The following is a 17,592-nucleotide window of genomic DNA, read 5'->3' as shown; positions in this document are numbered from 1 at the left end:
CCGCGGAAGAATCGCTACCGACAAATACTTAGTTCAGGAATTTCTGAACTAAAGGCCGGCAGAGCGGTTAGACTGCGCGCAAATACCCTTGCGGAACCGTTGCACCATGGCCTCGACATTGCCCGACCTGAAACTGCTGCGCATCTTCATCAGCGTGGCGCGCCACCAGGGCTTCGCCAACGCGCAGCGCGAGCTGAACCTGTCGACCTCGGCCATCAGCACCTACATGAGCCAGTTGGAAGGCGCGCTGGGCATCGTGCTGTGCCACCGCGGCCGTGGCGGTTTCAGCCTGACCAGCAAGGGCGAGCTGTTCCACCAGGAAACCCTGCGGCTTCTGGCCGAACTGGATGGCTTCGAGCAGTATGCCGCTGCCCTCAAGGGCGAGTTGCGTGGCACCCTCAACCTCGGGGTTATCGACTCCACGGTCGGCGACCGGGCCTTGCCGCTGGCCGAAGCCATCGGCGCCTACAGCCAGGAGCACCCGGCGGTGCACCTGCACCTGTCGGTGTCCAGCCCTTACGAGCTGCAACTGGGGGTGCAGGACAACCGCCTGGACCTGGCCATTGGTGCGTTCTCCTCGCGCATGAGCGGCCTGCTTTACCAGCCGTTGTACCGTGAACAGCACTGGCTGTACTGCAGCAGCCGCCACCCGTTGTATAACGAGCGTCGCATCCCCGAGCAGGTCGTTACCCAGCAGCGCATGGTCGGGCGTGGTTATTGGAGCCAGGCCGAACTGGCCCGGCATGGCTTCAAGCACAGTGCGGCGACGGTTGAAAGCATGGAGGCGCAGCTGATCCTGATCCTTTCCGGGGCCTATATCGGCTACTTGCCCGAACACTACGCCCAGGCCTGGGTCGACAAGGGCGACTTGCGCGTGCTGTCGCCGTCGACCTTCGGCTACCAGGCCCCGTTTTCGCTGATCATTCGCCGTGGGCGTAGCCGTGAACCCTTGATCCAGACCTTCCGCGACCTGCTCAAAAGCCAGCTGAACGTGGGCTGAGGCGCGACACATTCATGCATTCCGTCGGGCGGTGTTAAATTCCGGCAAAAGCTGACCGCTAACCTGATAGCGCTCTGCTACATATCAACTTGCGCTGATGATTTTTCCCTTATTTCATCCTGCAAGGATCGCCCAGATGCGCATGAATTTGCCCGTCACTGAGCACGAAAGAACCTTCTCCAGCGATCAACGCCTGATTTCCACGACTGACCTCAACAGCCGCATCACTTACTGCAACGAAGCCTTCGTGGCGATCAGCGGGTTTACCTACGACGAGCTGGTCGGCCAACCCCACAACCTGGTGCGCCACCCGGATATGCCGCCATCGGTTTTCGGGCATATGTGGGAGACGATCAAGCAGGGCAAACCGTGGATGGGGGTGGTCAAGAACCGGGCGAAGAACGGCGACTACTACTGGGTCAGCGCCTACGTCACGGCAATCTACGAGCAGGGCCGCATCAGTGGTTACGAGTCGGTGCGCTCGGTACCCACGCGCGAGCAGATCCGCCGCGCCGAGGCGCTGTATGCGCGCCTGCGGGCCGACCGTGCAGCCGCGCCGTGGGTCGCGCGGCTGGGGCATGGGTTGGGCCATGGCTGGCCGCTGATCGGCGCGGGCCTGCTGTCGGCGGCCGGTTACCTGTGGCTGCCGCCCTATGCAGCGCTTGGGATCCTGATGGCGAGCCTGCTGCTGGCCTGGTACCTGGTCGAGCACCGGCAGAACCAGGCTATCCGCCGCACGTTGGCCGAGCACCCCAAAGCCTTCACCAGCCCGTTGGTGGCGCTGACCTACAGCGACAACCCGGGCCTGCTGGGCCAGCTTGACCTGGCCATCATCAGCGAGGAAGCGCGCCTGCAAACGGCCCTGACCCGCCTGGTGGACGCCGGGGTCGGGGTGAAGTCGCGGGCCGCGCAGTCGTCCGATCTGTCCGATGCCCAGGCGCAGATGCTCGACCGCCAGCGCAGCGAGACCGACCAGTCGGCCACGGCCATTGCGCAGATGGCGGCGACCATCCAGCAGGTCACCCACAACGTGCAAAGCACGGCGCATGCGGCCGGCGATGCCGACCAGCTGGCGCAGCAGGGCAGCGAGCTGGCGCTGCAAAGCCTTAAAGCCATGGGCAGCATGAGTGATGCCGTCAACGACATCGGTCAGGCGGTCAATGCGCTGGCCGAGCAGACCCAGTCCATCGGCAGCGTGGTCGATGTGATTACCTCGATTGCCGAGCAGACCAACCTGCTGGCGCTCAACGCTGCCATCGAGGCGGCACGCGCAGGTGAGCAGGGGCGGGGGTTTGCCGTGGTGGCCGATGAAGTGCGTTCGCTGGCCCAGCGGACCCGCGCATCCACCGATGAGATTCACCACATCATTGCCTCGTTGCGCGCAGGAGCAGAGCGGGCGGTGAGCACCGCCAACCGGGGTGAACAGATCTCGCGGGACAGCGTGCACAGCGTCGAGGCGGTGCAGGCGGCCTTGAGCGGGATTGCCCAGGCGGTCAGCCGCATCACCGGCATGAGCCAGCAGATGGCGACGGCGTCGGAGCAGCAGAGCCATGTGGCCGAGGACATCAACCAGCAGATCGTGAGGATTGCCCAGCTGTGTGACCAGAGTGCCGGGCAGGCCAGGCAGGGGGCAGAAATCAGCCAGGACCTGGAGCGCATGGCCGAGTACCTGCATAGCTTGGCGGAGCGCTTCAACCGCTGAAATCGCTGGGTCCGCTTTGCGGCCCATTCGCAGCACAAGGCTGCTCCTACAAAGCCATCGCGATCTCCTGTAGGAGCAGCCTTGTGCTGCGAATGGCCCGCAAAGCGGGCCGCGGTTCTGTGGCAAACTGTTCCCGCCAAGGAGAACCCCATGCCCAGACCCCGCTGCGAGCGCTGCCAGCGCCCGCTCGACCATTGCCTCTGCCCACTGATCCCCGCGCTCGACAGCCGCACCCGCGTCATCCTGCTGCAGCACCCCAGTGAAACCGCCCATGCCCTGAACACTGCGCGCCTTGCTGCCCTTGGCCTGAACAACGCCGAGCTGCGGGTAGGCGAGGTATTTGATGACCTGGCTGAATGGCTGGCAACGCCTGGTTACCGGCCGGCCCTGCTGTTCCCGGGCGATGACGCTCAGGTGCTGACGGCCTATGGCAAGATCGATGACACACCGTTGCTGCTGATCGTGCCCGACGGCACCTGGCGCAAGGCGCGCAAGCTGCTGTACATGAACCCGCTACTGGAGGGGTTGCCACGGGTGACGCTGGGGGCAGTCGCGCCTTCGCGTTATCGGCTGCGCAAGGCGCCGGAGGCGGGGGCGCTGTCGACTATCGAGGCGGTGGTGGGGGCTTTGAATGCGCTGGAGCAACCGGCCTGCTTCGATGCACTGCTGGCGCCGTTCGAGGCGTTGATCGAGGGGCAGATCAGGGCCATGGGGGTGGAGACGTTCCAGCGCAACCACGGGGTCGAGTGAGGGCCGGGGGCTGCTTTGCAGGCCATTCGCAGCACAAGGCTGCTCCTACAGAAGACCCCGCAAAGGGCGGCATGCGCGCAACGCTTGTGGGAGCGGCCTTGTGTCGCGATGGGCCGCAAAGCGGCCCCAAAATCTAAAGCCGATCAACGCATCTCAGGCAAACGCGCCTCGGTACGCACCTCGGTGGTAGCCAGCGCCTCTGGCGGCAGCGAAATACGCTGTTTGCTCAGCAGCTCACCCATGGTCGCCAGCACGCGGTAGCGCGAGAACTCCTCGGTGTAGCGTACTTCGGTGTAGCGACGATCGGCGTTGTACAGCTCGTTCTCACTGTCCAGCACGTCCAGCAGGGTACGCTGGCCCAGACCGAACTGGTCCTGGTAGGCGGCACGCACGCGCTTGGTGGTCTCGGCGTATTCACGCGCGGTCGGCAGCTGCTTGCTGGCGTTGTTCATGGCGTTCCACGCCAGGCTCAGGTTTTCGGTCAGCTCACGCAGGGCGTTGTTGCGGATGTCCAGGGCCTGGTTGATCTTGTGCGCGTCAGACTGCAGGCGGGCCTTGTCGCTGCCGCCGCGGAACAGGTTGTAGTTCATCTCTACACCGGCCTGCCAGTCGTTGTTGTTGTGGCCTTTTTCGCCGCCGGTGTTGTTATTGGCACCGGTTGCCAGAATGGCGTCGAAGCGCGGGTAGAAGGTCGACTTGCCAACTTCGTATTGCTGCTCGGCGGCGTTGACGTCAGCCTGGGCGGATTTGATGTAAGGGTTGTTCTGGCGCATGCTGTCGCGCGCGCCGTCGAGGGTCTCAGGCACCTCGCCCTTGATGCTCGCCGGGCTTTCCAGCTCGTCCGGGGCACGGCCGACCACGCTGAAGAAGTTGGCCTCGGCATCGGCCAGGTCGACTTCGGCGGTGTCCAGGTTGTTTTCCGCCAGGGCGCGACGTGCGCGGGACTGGTCAAGGTCGGCGGTGCTGCCGACGCCGCGCTCGTTACGCAGGCCGATCTGGTCGTTGACGCGCAGGTGGGCTTGCAGGTTGTTCTTGGCCAGGGTCACCAGCTCGCGGCGCTTGAGCACTTCCAGGTACACCTCGGTCGCACGCAGGGCAACATCCTGGGCAACGGCCTGGGTGTAGTAGGCGCGGGAGGTGGACACCGCTTCAGTGCGGCCCACTTCGTTCGCGGTGTTGAAACCGTCGAAAATCATCTGCCGCAGGCGCAGCTCGGACTGGGTGTAGTTGAGGGTTTCCTTGTTGTGGTTACCCTCGGCACGGGTGGTAGCGTTGTCCGAACGCTGGCGGCCATAGCCAGCAACCAAATCCACGGAAGGGTAGTAGCCACCACGCGCAAACTTGACGTCTTCATCGGCCGACAGCTTGCTGTTGCGATTGGAGCTGACCTGCGGGTGGTAGTCCACGGCGCTCTGGACGGCCTCGGTGATCGACATCGCCTGTACGTTGGCACTCGCCAGGGCCAACAGTAATGCACTGGTGATGGGGTTCAAAACGCGCATGGGTACATCTCCCTGATCCTGGAATTGATCCTGCTGCTCGCCAAAAAAATGACGAAAAATTATCGCGTATAGTGTTGCAGGTTTTTAACAACACAGCTAAGTACATTCAACGCGATAGATAAGAAGATTTATTCATATCAAATTGCCATATAAGACATATATTGTCTAACAATGACGACAAAACATGTCGAGGGCGAACGAGCAATAAGCCGCTAAAGCCAGTATTTATAAGGCTTTTAGGCGGTTCCAGAACCATTTCGGATAAAGAAAACGTCAGTTAGGCGAAAGTGATATTTGGCGACAAAAAAATGTCACTTTCTTGTGTGCAGGGTTTTCTGTCTGACGATATACAGGCTTACCAGCACAGCGCTGGTCAACATGAAGGCGCGCGCCCAGAACAGGGGCACCAGATAGCACGATAGGCCGATGCTGGCCCACATCAGGCCGATGGCGTAGACCTTGCCCTTGAGGGGGATGCCTTCACCACTAAGGTAGTCGCGGATCCACGGCCCGAGCTTCGGGTGATGGACCAGCCAGTGGTGAAAGCGCGGCGAGCTGCGGGCAAAGCAGGCCGCCGCCAATAGCAGGAACGGGGTGGTGGGCAATACCGGAAGGAAAATCCCCAACACCCCCAGCGCAACGCTGAGCCAGCCTATGGCCAGCAGCAGGTAGCGCACAGGCGACTTAGTGGTGGCGTGGCTTGAGCAGCGCCGGTTTTTCGTCAGGAGCGTGCAGCAGCAGGAACAGTGCGCTCAGCGCCTCGGGGATCTGTACGATCATGTCGTCCTGCAGGTTGGCATTGCTGGCGATGTCCGCGAACTCTGGCTGTTCGTCGAACAGGCCCGAGCCAACCATGATCGGCAGCAGCATCTCGCTGACTTCTTCTTCGGCGTTCTCGAACCAGGCCTCTTCACGCAGGAACACGCCTTCCATGAAGCCGATGCACCAGCCGCGCAGGTCGGAATCGTCCGGCTCGTCGGTCAGGTCCAGGTCGCATGGCAGGTCGAATTCTTCGTCGCTGGCCAGCTGGCGGGCAATGTGCGCTTTCAACGCCACCAGGGTGGCTTCGATTTCGGTGCGCTGGGCCTCGCTGGCGTAGTGCGGCTCTTCGGCGAACAGGGCATCGATCCATTCGCGCTCGGGCACGTCCTCGGCGTTGATCGACAGGGCGGTGAGGTAGCCGTGGGCGGCGACGTAGTCCAGCGCCTCTTCGTGCAGCTCGTCGGCGTCGAGGAAGGCTTGCAGGCGGGTCAGTTGCTCGGCGAAGGACATTACAGGGCTACCTTGGGGAATAAACGATACCGAATTCTAGCACCAAGCAAGGGTAGCGGGGTAAAGGGAACGTCTATCGCCGTGGTGCCCTGTGCGGTGCAGTGCTGCGGTATACTCCGCGATTTTTCATCCAGGGGCGGATTTTATCGGCGCCTGGCAAAAACCGCTTACGCATTTGGCGTGTGCGGAGCGGGTTTTTCGTCCAGCCTGTATCCAGGATGGTACGGCGATTTGTGGAGTTGCACATGCTCGAACAGGCTCAGCGCGTTCTCAAGGACATTTTCGGCTACGACAGTTTCCGTGGGCGCCAGGCAGCAATCATCGAATGCGTGGCCAATGGCGGCGACGCCTTGGTGCTGATGCCCACCGGTGGCGGCAAGTCGCTGTGTTTCCAGGTGCCGGGGCTGCTGCGCCCGGGCCTGACGGTAGTGGTCTCGCCGCTGATTGCGCTGATGGACGACCAGGTCGCCACGCTGGACGAACTGGGTGTATCGGCCGCCGCCCTGAACTCGACCCTGACGGCGGAGCAGCAGCGTGAACTGGCCGGGCGCCTGCGCCGTGGCGAAGTGAAGATGCTGTACCTGGCGCCCGAGCGCCTGGTGCAGCCGCGTATGCTCGACTTCCTGCGCGAGCTGGATATCTCGCTGTTTGCCATCGACGAGGCGCACTGCGTGTCGCAATGGGGCCACGATTTCCGCCCCGAATACCTGCAGCTGGGGCAGTTGGCCGAGCTGTTCCCGCATGTGCCGCGCATCGCGCTGACCGCCACCGCCGACATGCGAACCCGCGAAGAGATCGTCCAGCGCCTGCACCTGCAAGGCGCCGAGCGCTTCCTGTCGAGCTTCGACCGGCCGAACATCTTCTACCGCATCGTACCCAAGGAAGCGCCGCGCAAGCAGCTGATGGCCTTCCTCGGCGAGCGCCGCGGCAACGCCGGCATTGTCTACTGCCTGTCGCGCAAGAAGGTCGACGAAACCGCTGCCTTCCTTTGTGAACAGGGCTTCCCGGCATTGCCGTACCACGCTGGCCTGGCCGCCGAGACCCGTTCGGCCAACCAGCACCGCTTCCTCAACGAGGAAGGGCTGATCATGGTCGCCACCATTGCCTTCGGCATGGGCATCGACAAACCCAACGTGCGCTTCGTTGCCCACCTCGACCTGCCCAAGTCGCTTGAGGCCTATTACCAGGAAACCGGCCGTGCCGGCCGTGACGGCCTGCCATCCGATGCCTGGATGGCCTACGGCCTGCAAGACATGGTGATGCTCAAGCAGATGCTGCAGAACTCCGAAGGTGACGAGCGCCACAAGCGCATCGAGCAGCACAAGCTCGACGCCATGCTGGCGCTGTGCGAAGAAACCCGCTGCCGTCGCCAGTCGCTGCTGGCCTATTTCGACGAAACCCTCGAACAGCCGTGCGGGCACTGCGACAACTGTGTCGACAACATCCAGACCTGGGACGCCACCGAGCCGGCCCGTCAGGCACTGTCGGCGGTGTTCCGTACGGGCCAGCGCTATGGCGTGGGCCACCTGGTCGATGTGCTGCTGGGCAAGGACAACGAGAAGGTGCGCAATTTCGGCCACGAGAAGCTGTCGGTGTTCGGCGTCGGCAAGGGCCTGGCCGAGGTCGAATGGCGATCGCTGTTCCGCCAACTGGTAGCGCGCGGCCTGGTCGACATCGACCTGGAAGGCTACGGCGGGCTGCGCCTGTCCGACAGCTGCCGGCCGCTGCTGCGCGGCGAGGTGACCTTGCAACTGCGTCGCGACCTCAAGCCGCAGACCACGGCCAAGTCCTCGTCGTCCGGTGGCGGCAGCCCTGCCAGCCAGTTGGTGCGTGCCGAAGAGCGCGAGCTGTGGGAAGCGCTGCGTACCCTGCGGCGCAAGCTGGCGGAGGAGCACAGTGTGCCGCCCTATGTCATCTTCCCCGACTCGACGCTGCTGGAAATGCTGCGCAGCCAGCCGGTCAGCCTCAGCGACATGGCCCAGGTCAGCGGTGTGGGCGCGCGCAAGCTGGAACGCTACGGCCAGGCGTTTCTCGAAGTGCTGAACAGCAGCGGTGGCACCGAAGAGGCGCCGAAAGTGGTGCTCGACCTGCGCCACGAACTGGTCAGCCTGGCCCGGGCCGGCATGACCCCGGCGCAGATCGCCGGGCAGCTCAACTGCAGCGAGAAGAACGTGTATAGCCTGCTGGCCGAGGCGCTGGGCCGCCAGGAGCTGAGCCTCGACCAGGCCCTCGACCTGCCGGAAGACCTGCTGATGGAAGTGCAGGATGCCTTCCTGGATGGCGAGGGCGAGCTGCCGCCGGTGTCGGCCATTGCGCCGCAGTTTGCGGGCCGTGTGCCGGAGGGTGTGCTGTATTGCGTGCGTGCGGCGCTGGCGGCCGAGTTCGAGATGTGACTGGCATGCAGATCGAGGGCAGAACCGCCATCTGCTGACCTTTGTCATGCTTTTTGACGATTATCGAACAATGAGGAGGGCGCGAGCCTTGCCTCGTGGGGCAGGTCATGGTTAGCTGCCTAATAATTAGATCTGTTCAATGAGTTGCTTATGCCCCTGACCGACAACCAACACCGCTTCGGCATGCAGCTGGCCCAGATGTCCCGGGGCTGGCGTGCCGAGCTGGACCGCCGCCTGGCCGGGCTGAACCTGTCCCAGGCGCGCTGGCTGGTGTTGCTGCACCTGGCGCGGTTCGAAGAAGCCCCCACCCAGCGTGAGCTGGCCCAAAGCGTGGGGGTCGAAGGCCCGACCCTGGCGCGCCTGCTCGACAGCCTGGAAGCCCAAGGGCTGGTGCGCCGGCAGGCCGTGTTAGAAGACCGACGAGCCAAGAAGATCTTGCTGTGCCCGCCGGCCAAGCCGCTGATCGACCAGATCGAAACCATCGCCAATCAACTGCGGGTGGAGCTGTTTACCGGGGTGGACGAGGCAGAGTTGCAGGTGTGCATGCGCGTGCATGCCACGATCCTGGCCAACCTCGAAAAATCCTGAGGCCCCTGGGGCTGCAAAGCAGCCCCCGACGATTCAGAAAGTATGCCCAAGGTTCAGGTACACCGCCTGCTGATGTGCACTGTTAGTGCCATAGCTGAGGTTCAGCGGCCCCAGCGGCGTCTCCAGCCCCAGAAAGATACTCGCCGCGTTGATGTAGCCACTGTCGAACTCGTTGTCGTTGTTCCACACGCGCCCACGCTCCAGCGACCCGCCAATGTACAGCGGGAAGTCCAGCGGTACGTAGGCCCGTGGCGTCAGCCTGCGGTAGTAGACCATGCGCAGCAGGCTCACGTTCTGCCCCGATACCGAGTCCTGGCGGAAGCCTGACAGCTCACGCGCCCCACCCATCACGAAGCTCGATGTCACCACTTCGGTGTCATCCAGCGTGCGGCCGTAGCGCCCGCCCAGCACGAACGTGTTCGGCCCGCTGCTGATGGCCTTGTCCAGGTTGAACAGCCACTGCCGGTAATCCTGGTCAGAGTCCAGCGACTTGTCGTACTTGCGCAAGGTCAGGCTGATGTCCTCACCGCTGTGCGGGAAATACACGTTGTCGAGGGTGTCGAACGAGTATTTCAGCTCATAGAAGCCTTCATTGAAGCTGACCTTGGGCAGGTCCTGGTCGCCGATGCGCACTTCGGCCTCGCCCCAGGCCTTGCCCACGCCCAGGCGTACTTCACCGTTGGTGCCAATCTGCCGCCCAACGTTCAGGCCAAAGCCGTAGCGCTCCAGGCGGTACTCGGCGACGGGGTCGTTGTCCAGGGTGGCTTCGATATTCTGTGAGCTGACGTCCAGGTACGGCGCGATGAAGTAGCGCGAACCCACGTCCAGCGGCTGGTAGAACTCGCTGTACAGTTCTTGCTGGTCGCCGATCTGGCCACGGGTCAGCCATTCCGCACCCAGGCTGTTGATGCCGTTGACCCGGTAGCTGGCGCCCAGGTTGAAGGCACTGTCACCGCGCAGGTCGTCCGACAGGTTCAGGCCCAGGCGCAGGTAGTCGGTGCCGCCGCGTCTACCGCGAGCGTTGATCACCAGGGTGTTGTCGTTGCCCTTGTGCACCACGCGGTACTGCACCCGGTCGAAGTAGTCCAGGCCGTACAGCGTGCCCATGTCGGTCTGCAGGCGGTCCAGCTCCAGCGGTGCGTCGATCGGCTGACGGATGTACGAGCGGATCACGTCATCGCTGACCTTGGAGTCGTTCTCGATCCGGATCGCGGTGATTACCGGCGTGCGCTGGCGCGGCGAGCGGGCCGCGGCCAGGCTGCTGTCGCCCTCGGGCTGGCGCAAGGCGGCAAGGCGTGGGTCGAGCAGCCGGGTGGCGCGGTAACCGGCGTCAATCATGTCCCGTGCACGGCCGAAGTCGGTCACGCCGAAGGCAGTCAGCGATGGCTGGATGAGGATGTCGTCACGGTGCAGGCTGGCCAGTTGTTCTTCCGAATTGCGCCGGGTCATCAGGGTGATCGACTGATTGAGCACGTCGACAACGGTCAGTAATTGCTTGCGATCGCGCAGCGGGGTACCAATGTCGACCACGATGGCCAGGTCCACGCCCATTTCCCGGGCCACGTCCACCGGGATGTTGTCGACCATGCCGCCGTCCACCAGCAGGCGGCCGTCCAGTTCGACCGGGGCGAACACGGCGGGGATCGACATGCTGGCACGGATTACCTGGGGCAGGTGACCGCGGCGGAATACCACTTTTTCGCCGCTGGCGATGTCGGTGGCCACCGCGCGGAAGGGTATGGGCAGTTTGTCGAAGTCGCGGGTGTCGGCGGTGTGCGCCAGTTTGCTTTCCAGCAGCAGTGACAGGTTCTGGCCCTGGATTACCCCCAGCGGCAGGCCCAGGCTGCCGTCGTCACGAAAGCTGAGCTTCTGCTTGACCAGGAAGTCGCGGTCATCCTGCTTGCGCCGGAACGGCACGTCCTTGCGCGGCGGGGCATCGGACAGCGCCTGTTGCCAGTCGAGGGTGGTGGCGAGTTTTTCCAGCTCTTCGACACTGTAGCCCGATGCATACAGCCCGCCGACCACTGCGCCCATGCTGGTGCCGGCGATGGCGTCGATGCGCACGCCCTGTTCTTCCAGGGCTTTGAGCACACCAATGTGGGCCAGGCCACGGGCCGCGCCGCCCGACAACACCAGGCCGACCTTTGGCCTGGCAGATTCGGCGGCGATGGCCGTAAGCGAGGTGAGAACAAGGATGAAACAGAACAGCAAACGGCGCATCGTGAGTCTCAAACCGTGGGCTAAAGACCGCTAGTATAAGCGGCCCCTCACCTGGAGATGCCTCAGCATGGCCGACAACAAGCCCGAAATCGTCATTACTTATTGCACCCAGTGCCAATGGCTGCTGCGTGCTGCCTGGCTGGCCCAGGAGCTGCTCAGCACCTTCACCGACGATCTTGGCCGGGTGGCGCTGGAGCCGGGTACCGGCGGCGTCTTCCGCATCACTTGCAATGGCGTGCAGATCTGGGAGCGCAAGGCCGACGGCGGTTTCCCCGAAGCCAAGGTGCTGAAGCAGCGGGTGCGCGACCAGATCGACCCGCAGCGTGACCTTGGCCACAACGACCGCTGATCAGGCGCTCTCGGCCAGAGGCCGCTGCTTGGGCGGTTGCTCGGTGGCCATGCGGCTGGACAGCACGATGGCGAAGATGATCAGCGCGCCGCCCAGCAGCATGCGCAGGGTCGGGGTTTCGGCGAACACCGCCCAGGCCACGGCAATGCCGTAGACTGGCTCCATGCCGAATACCACGGCGGCGGTGCGCGCCTTGATCACTGCCAGGCTGGCGACGAACAGGCTGTGCGCCACGCCGGTGCAGAATATGCCGAGCAGGGCGATCCATAGCCAGTCCATGGCGGCCACGCCTGCCAGGCCGGGTGCTGCAAACGGCAGCAGGCACAGGCCTACCACCAGGTTCTGCCACAGTGCAGCCTGTACCGCTGGCAAACGCCCGGAGCCGGCGCGGTTGGTGAGGGACAGCAGCGAGAACAGCAACCCCGAAAGCAGTGCCCAGAGCAGGCCGCCAGTGGCCTCGCTGGCCAGGTCGAAGGCCGGCGTGACCAGTATCAGGCCGATGCTGACCAACACTACCAGCACGGCCTCGTTGCGGCGGATGCGTTCGCGGAACAGCACGCCTTCAAGGATGACGGTGAAGGCCGGGAAGCTGGCGAAGCCGAGGGTGGCGATGGCCACGCCGCCGACTTTGACGGCGATGAAGAAACTGACCCAGTGGCCGGCCAGCAGCACACCGCCGAGCAGCAGGCGGCGGATGTCCTGGCTGCTCAGGCGTTGCCAGCCCGGGCCGGTCAGGCTGGCGAACAGGGACAGGGCGAGTACGGCGAAGGCGGCGCGGCCGAACACGATGATCGCCGGGCTGGCGCTGGCGGCCAGTTTGCCGAAGACGCCGGTCAGGCCGAAGAACAGTGCGCCAATGTGCAGGGCGCCCAATGCAGTGCGGTGGTTCATGGTGGTCCTTGCTCAAGATCTTTATCGACTGTGCCGGCCTCTTCGCAGCACAAGGCTGCTCCTACAGAATACGTACAGGCCCTGTAGGAGCAGCCTTGTGCTGCGAAGAGGCCGGCACTGGCAAAGTGTAAAACCACAGGCCAACGATTTCTGTCGCAAGACTGCTGTCAGTTGTCGCCAGGCTCTCGCCGCAAAGCCCTTGGCGCACACCCGAACGCCCGCAACATCGCCGCTGAAAACGCACTCTGCGAGCCATACCCCACCTGCGCCGCAATTTCCCCCATCGGCAACAAGGTCTGCATCACCAGCCGCCGCGCCTTCAGCAACCGCCGCTGGCGAATGTAGTCCATCGGCGTCATCCCGCATTCCGCGATAAAACGCGCGTGCAGCCGGGCACTGGACAGCCCGGCCAGCCGCGCCAGGTCGGCCACCTGCAGTGGGTAGGCAGCATGTTGCTCGATGTGCGCATCGAACGCGGCATAAGGCAAGCGCTGGCTGGGGCGCACGTTGGCTGCCGCCGTTGGGTTCAGGCTTGCCAACAACAGCGCTGCGCCTTGCCGGGCAATCAGCGGGTCGTCCATGGGGCTGGCCGCCAGCCAGTCGACCAACTGCTGCTGACGGTTGTCCAGGCCCAGCGCGGCGGGGCGGTCGAGCAGGCGGCGGCTGGCGTCGGCATGCTCGCCCAACTGCTCGTACAGCCACTGCTCCCCAGGCACATCTAGCACCAGGCAGTGGCTGCCGGCATCGCTGGCGCAGGTGTGATGCGCGCCCGCCGGTACCACCACCAGCCCCTGCCGGTCGATCCCGGCGCCTTGCCCCTGCACCTCGAACTCCAGGCGGCCGCGCAGGCCAAACACCAGTTGCGGGTGTTCGTGGCTGTGGGCGATCAGGCTGTCGCGATAGTGGCGCAGCGAGAGGATCGGGCCGGCGGTCATGGGGGTGTCCTCGCAGGGCAGATGCGCATTGTGCCTCATTCCCTGCAGGCCATCACTCGTAACCGTTTTGCCACGGCGCTGTCATGCGCGCCTGCCAGTCTCCAGCAAACTGCGCCGGAGCCTGTCCATGACCCATGCCGAACTCTCCCGTCCCTCGCGCAAGCAACGCGTGCGTACCTTGTGGATCTCCGATGTGCACCTGGGGACCCGCGACTGCCAGGCCGAACACCTTTCGCAGTTCCTCAAGGGTTACCAGGCCGACCGTGTGTACCTGGTAGGTGACATCATCGATGGCTGGAAACTGCGCGGCGGCATCTACTGGCCGCAAGCCCACACCAACGTGATCCGTCGCCTGCTGACCATGAGCAAGCGCGGTACCGAGGTGATCTACGTCACCGGCAACCATGACGAATTCCTGCGCCGATACTCCAGGCTGATCCTGGGCAACATCCAGCTGGTGGATGAAGCCGAGCACCTGACCGCCGATGGGCGACGCCTGTTGGTGATCCATGGCGACCAGTTCGACGTGATTACCCGTTACCACCGCTGGCTGGCCTTTCTCGGTGACCGTGCCTATGAGTTCACCCTGGTGCTCAACCGCTGGCTCAACCACTGGCGTGCGCGGTATGGCTATGGTTACTGGTCGCTGTCGGCGTACCTGAAGCACAAGGTCAAGGGCGCGGTGAACTTCATCAGCGACTTCGAGGATGCCATTGCCCACGAGTGCACCCGGCGTGGCTTTCATGGGGTGGTGTGCGGGCATATCCACCATGCCGAGATCCGCAAGGTGGGGGAGGTGGAGTACCTCAATTGCGGGGACTGGGTGGAGTCGTGCACGGCGCTGATCGAGCACTGGGATGGCAGCATCGAGCTGTACCGGCTGGCCGACGCCCAGGCGCGGGAAGCGCAGGCGGTGGCGGCGTTGCGCGAGCCGGCGTAGGGCTTGAGGGCCGTGGGGCTGCTGAATCTACAGGCTGATCTTGCCCAGCAGGATATCCCTGAACATCACGAAATCCCCGGCCAGGCTGTACAGCGGGTAGGTGAAGGTCGCCGGCCGGTTCTTTTCAAAAAAGAAATGCCCGACCCAGGCAAAGCCGTAGCCAAACAGGGGCACGGCCAGCAGCAGCAACCATTTGCCACTGCCGATGGTATAGGCCAGCAGGGCAATCACCAGGCTGGTGCCGACAAAGTGCAGCCGGCGGCAGGTGGGATTGCTGTGCTCCCCCAGGTAGTAGGGGTAGAACTCGGCAAAACTGCGATACTGCGCTGTGCGGTTCATGGCAGTGCTCCGGGATTAATACTTCTGGACAAGATGCACGGCGTGGAGCCTGATTCGAGTCTAGAGTGACTGACGGGGCCTATCAGTGACAATAGGCGCCAAATGAGTATCCTTGGGGTTCACCGCAGGAGCGGTCGGTAAAAAGAAGCCTGTCATGAGCGAAAGAACCACGTCAGCCAGTTGGGCATCAGGGATTGTGAAGGCACTCGAACTGGAAGGACTGGACTGCCCGTCCATGTTCAAGCAGCTGGGGCTGGACTTCGCTGCCCTTGACGACCCCGATGCACGTTTCCCGCAGGACTCCATGACCCGGCTCTGGCAGTTGGCGGTGGAGTTGTCGGGCAATGAAGCCATCGGCCTGAACATGGCGCGGGTGGTACGCCCTGCGTCGTTCCATGTGGTGGGCTATGCATTGATGTCCAGCCGCACGTTGGCCGAGGGTTTCCAGCGCCTGGTGCGTTACCAGCGCATCATCGCCGAAAGCTCCGACCTCAGTTTTGTCCTTGGCGCCGAAGGCTACTCGCTGATCCTGACGGTGCATGGTGACCACTTGCCGCCGACCCGGCACAGTGCCGAAGCATCGCTGGCCTGTGCGCTGGCGTTGTGCAAATGGCTCAGCGGTCGGCCGGTGCAGCCGCGCCGGGTATTGGTGCAGGGGCCGCAGCCAAAGAATGTCGAGCCCTACAAGGTGGCGTTCCATTCACCCCTGGTGTTCGGTGCGCCGCACGATGCGCTGGTATTCGAGCGGGCCGACATGGAAGCGCCGCTGCCGACTGCCAACGAGGCCATGGCGGTGTTGCACGACCGTTTTGCCGGGGAGTACCTGGCACGCTTTTCCGAAAGCCGGGTTACCCACCGCGTGCGCCAGGTGTTGTGCCGCATCCTGCCGCAGGGCGAGCCCAAGCGCGAAACCCTGGCTCAGGCCCTGCACCTGTCGCAGCGCACCTTGCAGCGGCGGCTGCAGGAGGAGGGCACCAGTTTCCAGACGTTGCTCGATGACACCCGTCGCGAGCTGGCCGAACAATACCTGGCCCAGCCGGGCATGACACTGCTGGAAACCGCCTACCTGCTGGGTTTTGCCGACCCCAGCAACTTCTACCGGGCGTTCCGCCGCTGGTTCGATGTTACCCCCAGCGAGTATCGCGCCCGCCTGGGCGCGGATCCCGAAGTGGTCAGTGACGCCAGAACGCCGGCATACACAGCACCAGCACCGTAATGATTTCCAGGCGGCCAAGCAGCATGCCCGCCGCCAGGATCCACTTGGCTGCGTCAGGCAGCGTGGCATAGTTGCCCGACGGGCCGATCACTTCACCCAGGCCCGGGCCCACACCCGACACCGTGCCGGCTGCACCGGTCAATGCGGTCATCCAGTCCACGCCCAGTAACGACAGCAGCAGGGCCATGACGCAGATGGTGATGGCGAAGAAGAACGAGAACGTCAGAATCGAACGCACGATGTCTTCGTCGAGCCGGTGGCCATTGTATTTCTGCTTGATCACCGCGCGTGGGTGGATCAGTTGGTTGAGGCTGGCCTTGAGCAGGATGTAGGCCACCTGGAAGCGGAAAATCTTGATACCGCCTGCCGTTGAGCCGGAGCAGCCGCCGACGAAGCCCAGGTAGAAGAACAGCATCAGCGAGAAGTTGCCCCACAGGCTGTAGTCGCCCAGGGCGAAGCCTGTGGTGGTGACCACCGAGGTCACGTTCAACGCCACGTGGCGCAGGGCGTCGAGCCAGTGCAGGTTGGTGCTGTACCAGTACCAGGTGCCCAGCACCAGCCAGGTAACGAGCAGCATGCCCAGCAAACCCTGCACCTGCTGGTCACGGATCAGCGCCTTGCGGTTGCCGCGCAGGGTGGCTACATAAAGGGTGAACGGCAGGCTGCCCATGATCATGACCACCACCGCGACCCAGTGCACGGCCGGTATATCCCATTTTGCCAGCGACTGGTCGGAGGTGGAGAAACCACCGGTGGAGATGGCCGACATGGCGTGGTTGATTGCATCGAACGGGCTCATGCCCGCCCACCAGAAGGCCAGCGCGCCGAGGATCGAGAAGCCGACGTACACCCCGACGATCGACTTGGCGACCATGTGCGAGCGCGGCATTACCTTTTCCGAACGGTCGGACGATTCGGTCTGGAACAGGCGCATGCCACCGATGCGCAGCAATGGCAGGATCGCTACCGCCATGGCGATGAAGCCGATGCCGCCCAGCCAGTGCAGCATCGAGCGCCACATGAGGATACCCGGGGACATGGTATCGAGCCCGCTGAGCACGGTAGCGCCGGTAGCGGTAATGCCCGACATGCTCTCGAAGAAGGCATCGGTGTAGCTGATGTGCTGGGTCAGCAGGAACGGCAAGGCGGCAAACACGCACACCACCAGCCAGCTGCTGACCGTTAGCAGGTACATGTCACGCGGGCGCAGGTGCACATGCTCAGGGCGGCCCGGTACCACCAGGGCCAGGCCGGCGATGAAGGTGATCAGGCTCGACCAGAGGAAGGACGGCATGTCACCGGTGCGCTCGAAGATCACCAGGGTTGCCATGGGCACGGCCATGCCGACGGCGAGGGTAATCAGGAAGATGCCGATGATGAAACCAATGATCCTTAAGGTCGGCAACGCCATGTGATCTGCTCTGACTTGAAACGGAAGGGCGCCATTCTACCTATGGGTCTGGTGATGTAAACGCTAGAATGGCCGCACATTCAA

The 17,592-nt window shown here is 63.5% G+C and carries 16 protein-coding genes; 8 read left to right on the top strand and 8 right to left on the bottom strand.

Going from position 1 to position 17,592, the window contains the following annotated elements:
- Positions 1-106: 106 nt before the first annotated feature.
- The 3 genes from E8E78_RS27360 (at position 107) to E8E78_RS27350 (ending at position 3,452) form a co-directional block, all read left to right on the top strand.
- Positions 107-1,000, top strand: coding sequence for a LysR family transcriptional regulator (locus tag E8E78_RS27360; RefSeq protein ID WP_016498453.1), 894 nt, complete (start codon positions 107-109; stop codon positions 998-1,000).
- Between the two features lie 136 nt (positions 1,001-1,136).
- The gene (locus E8E78_RS27355; RefSeq protein WP_059394744.1) at positions 1,137-2,702 is read left to right on the top strand and encodes a PAS domain-containing methyl-accepting chemotaxis protein; all 1,566 of its coding nucleotides are present in this window, start codon (positions 1,137-1,139) and stop codon (positions 2,700-2,702) included.
- Positions 2,703-2,852: 150 nt separating this feature from the next.
- A complete protein-coding gene (locus E8E78_RS27350) occupies positions 2,853-3,452 on the top strand; it encodes a DTW domain-containing protein (protein ID WP_280314449.1) in 600 nt (199 codons plus the stop codon).
- A gap of 143 nt (positions 3,453-3,595) precedes the next feature.
- Here E8E78_RS27350 and E8E78_RS27345 read toward each other — a convergent pair whose 3' ends face one another.
- The 3 genes from E8E78_RS27345 to E8E78_RS27335 form a co-directional block, all read right to left on the bottom strand.
- The gene (locus E8E78_RS27345) at positions 3,596-4,954 is read right to left on the bottom strand and encodes a TolC family outer membrane protein (RefSeq protein ID WP_049277198.1); all 1,359 of its coding nucleotides are present in this window, start codon (positions 4,952-4,954) and stop codon (positions 3,596-3,598) included.
- Positions 4,955-5,265: 311 nt separating this feature from the next.
- Positions 5,266-5,631 (bottom strand): YbaN family protein, encoded by a 366-nt coding sequence (locus E8E78_RS27340; protein ID WP_016498457.1) that lies wholly within the window; start codon positions 5,629-5,631, stop codon positions 5,266-5,268.
- A 7-nt stretch (positions 5,632-5,638) separates the two neighbouring features.
- A complete protein-coding gene (locus tag E8E78_RS27335; protein WP_010955200.1) occupies positions 5,639-6,226 on the bottom strand; it encodes a YecA family protein in 588 nt (195 codons plus the stop codon).
- A gap of 245 nt (positions 6,227-6,471) precedes the next feature.
- Between E8E78_RS27335 and recQ the strand changes: the two genes are divergently transcribed.
- Together recQ and E8E78_RS27325 are read left to right on the top strand one after the other, a co-directional pair.
- Complete coding sequence (recQ, locus tag E8E78_RS27330) at positions 6,472-8,619, top strand: DNA helicase RecQ (RefSeq protein WP_016498458.1); 2,148 nt, start codon at positions 6,472-6,474, stop codon at positions 8,617-8,619.
- Between the two features lie 150 nt (positions 8,620-8,769).
- Complete coding sequence (locus E8E78_RS27325; RefSeq protein ID WP_016498459.1) at positions 8,770-9,207, top strand: MarR family transcriptional regulator; 438 nt, start codon at positions 8,770-8,772, stop codon at positions 9,205-9,207.
- Positions 9,208-9,240: 33 nt separating this feature from the next.
- On the opposite strand, the gene E8E78_RS27320 is transcribed toward E8E78_RS27325, so the two are convergent.
- The gene (locus E8E78_RS27320) at positions 9,241-11,427 is read right to left on the bottom strand and encodes a patatin-like phospholipase family protein (protein ID WP_059394745.1); all 2,187 of its coding nucleotides are present in this window, start codon (positions 11,425-11,427) and stop codon (positions 9,241-9,243) included.
- A gap of 67 nt (positions 11,428-11,494) precedes the next feature.
- Between E8E78_RS27320 and E8E78_RS27315 the strand changes: the two genes are divergently transcribed.
- Entirely contained in the window at positions 11,495-11,776 is a 282-nt protein-coding gene (locus E8E78_RS27315; protein ID WP_059394746.1) for a SelT/SelW/SelH family protein, read from the top strand.
- Here the strand turns inward: E8E78_RS27315 and E8E78_RS27310 are convergent, their stop codons facing one another.
- Together E8E78_RS27310 and E8E78_RS27305 are read right to left on the bottom strand one after the other, a co-directional pair.
- Positions 11,777-12,667, bottom strand: coding sequence for a DMT family transporter (locus E8E78_RS27310; RefSeq protein ID WP_049276726.1), 891 nt, complete (start codon positions 12,665-12,667; stop codon positions 11,777-11,779).
- A gap of 167 nt (positions 12,668-12,834) precedes the next feature.
- A complete protein-coding gene (locus tag E8E78_RS27305; RefSeq protein ID WP_049276725.1) occupies positions 12,835-13,602 on the bottom strand; it encodes an AraC family transcriptional regulator in 768 nt (255 codons plus the stop codon).
- Between the two features lie 127 nt (positions 13,603-13,729).
- On the opposite strand from E8E78_RS27305, the gene E8E78_RS27300 reads away from it, so the two are divergent.
- A complete protein-coding gene (locus E8E78_RS27300; RefSeq protein WP_059394747.1) occupies positions 13,730-14,542 on the top strand; it encodes a UDP-2,3-diacylglucosamine diphosphatase in 813 nt (270 codons plus the stop codon).
- A gap of 27 nt (positions 14,543-14,569) precedes the next feature.
- Here the strand turns inward: E8E78_RS27300 and E8E78_RS27295 are convergent, their stop codons facing one another.
- Entirely contained in the window at positions 14,570-14,881 is a 312-nt protein-coding gene (locus E8E78_RS27295; RefSeq protein ID WP_016498465.1) for a DUF962 domain-containing protein, read from the bottom strand.
- Positions 14,882-15,035: 154 nt separating this feature from the next.
- Here E8E78_RS27295 and E8E78_RS27290 point away from each other — a divergent pair, with 154 nt between their 5' ends.
- Positions 15,036-16,097, top strand: coding sequence for an AraC family transcriptional regulator (locus E8E78_RS27290; protein ID WP_049275127.1), 1,062 nt, complete (start codon positions 15,036-15,038; stop codon positions 16,095-16,097).
- Here E8E78_RS27290 and E8E78_RS27285 read toward each other — a convergent pair.
- On the bottom strand, positions 16,054-17,508 hold the full coding sequence (locus E8E78_RS27285; RefSeq protein WP_049275125.1) for a TrkH family potassium uptake protein: 1,455 nt from the start codon (positions 17,506-17,508) through the stop codon (positions 16,054-16,056). The genes E8E78_RS27290 and E8E78_RS27285 overlap by 44 nt on opposite strands.
- Between the last annotated feature and the right edge of the window lie 84 nt (positions 17,509-17,592).

The organism is Pseudomonas sp. BN505 (genome assembly GCF_029873175.1).
Lineage (GTDB): Bacteria > Pseudomonadota > Gammaproteobacteria > Pseudomonadales > Pseudomonadaceae > Aquipseudomonas > Aquipseudomonas putida.
Note: the sequence above shows the minus strand (reverse complement) of the source record. Positions and strands in the feature narration are given on the sequence as shown.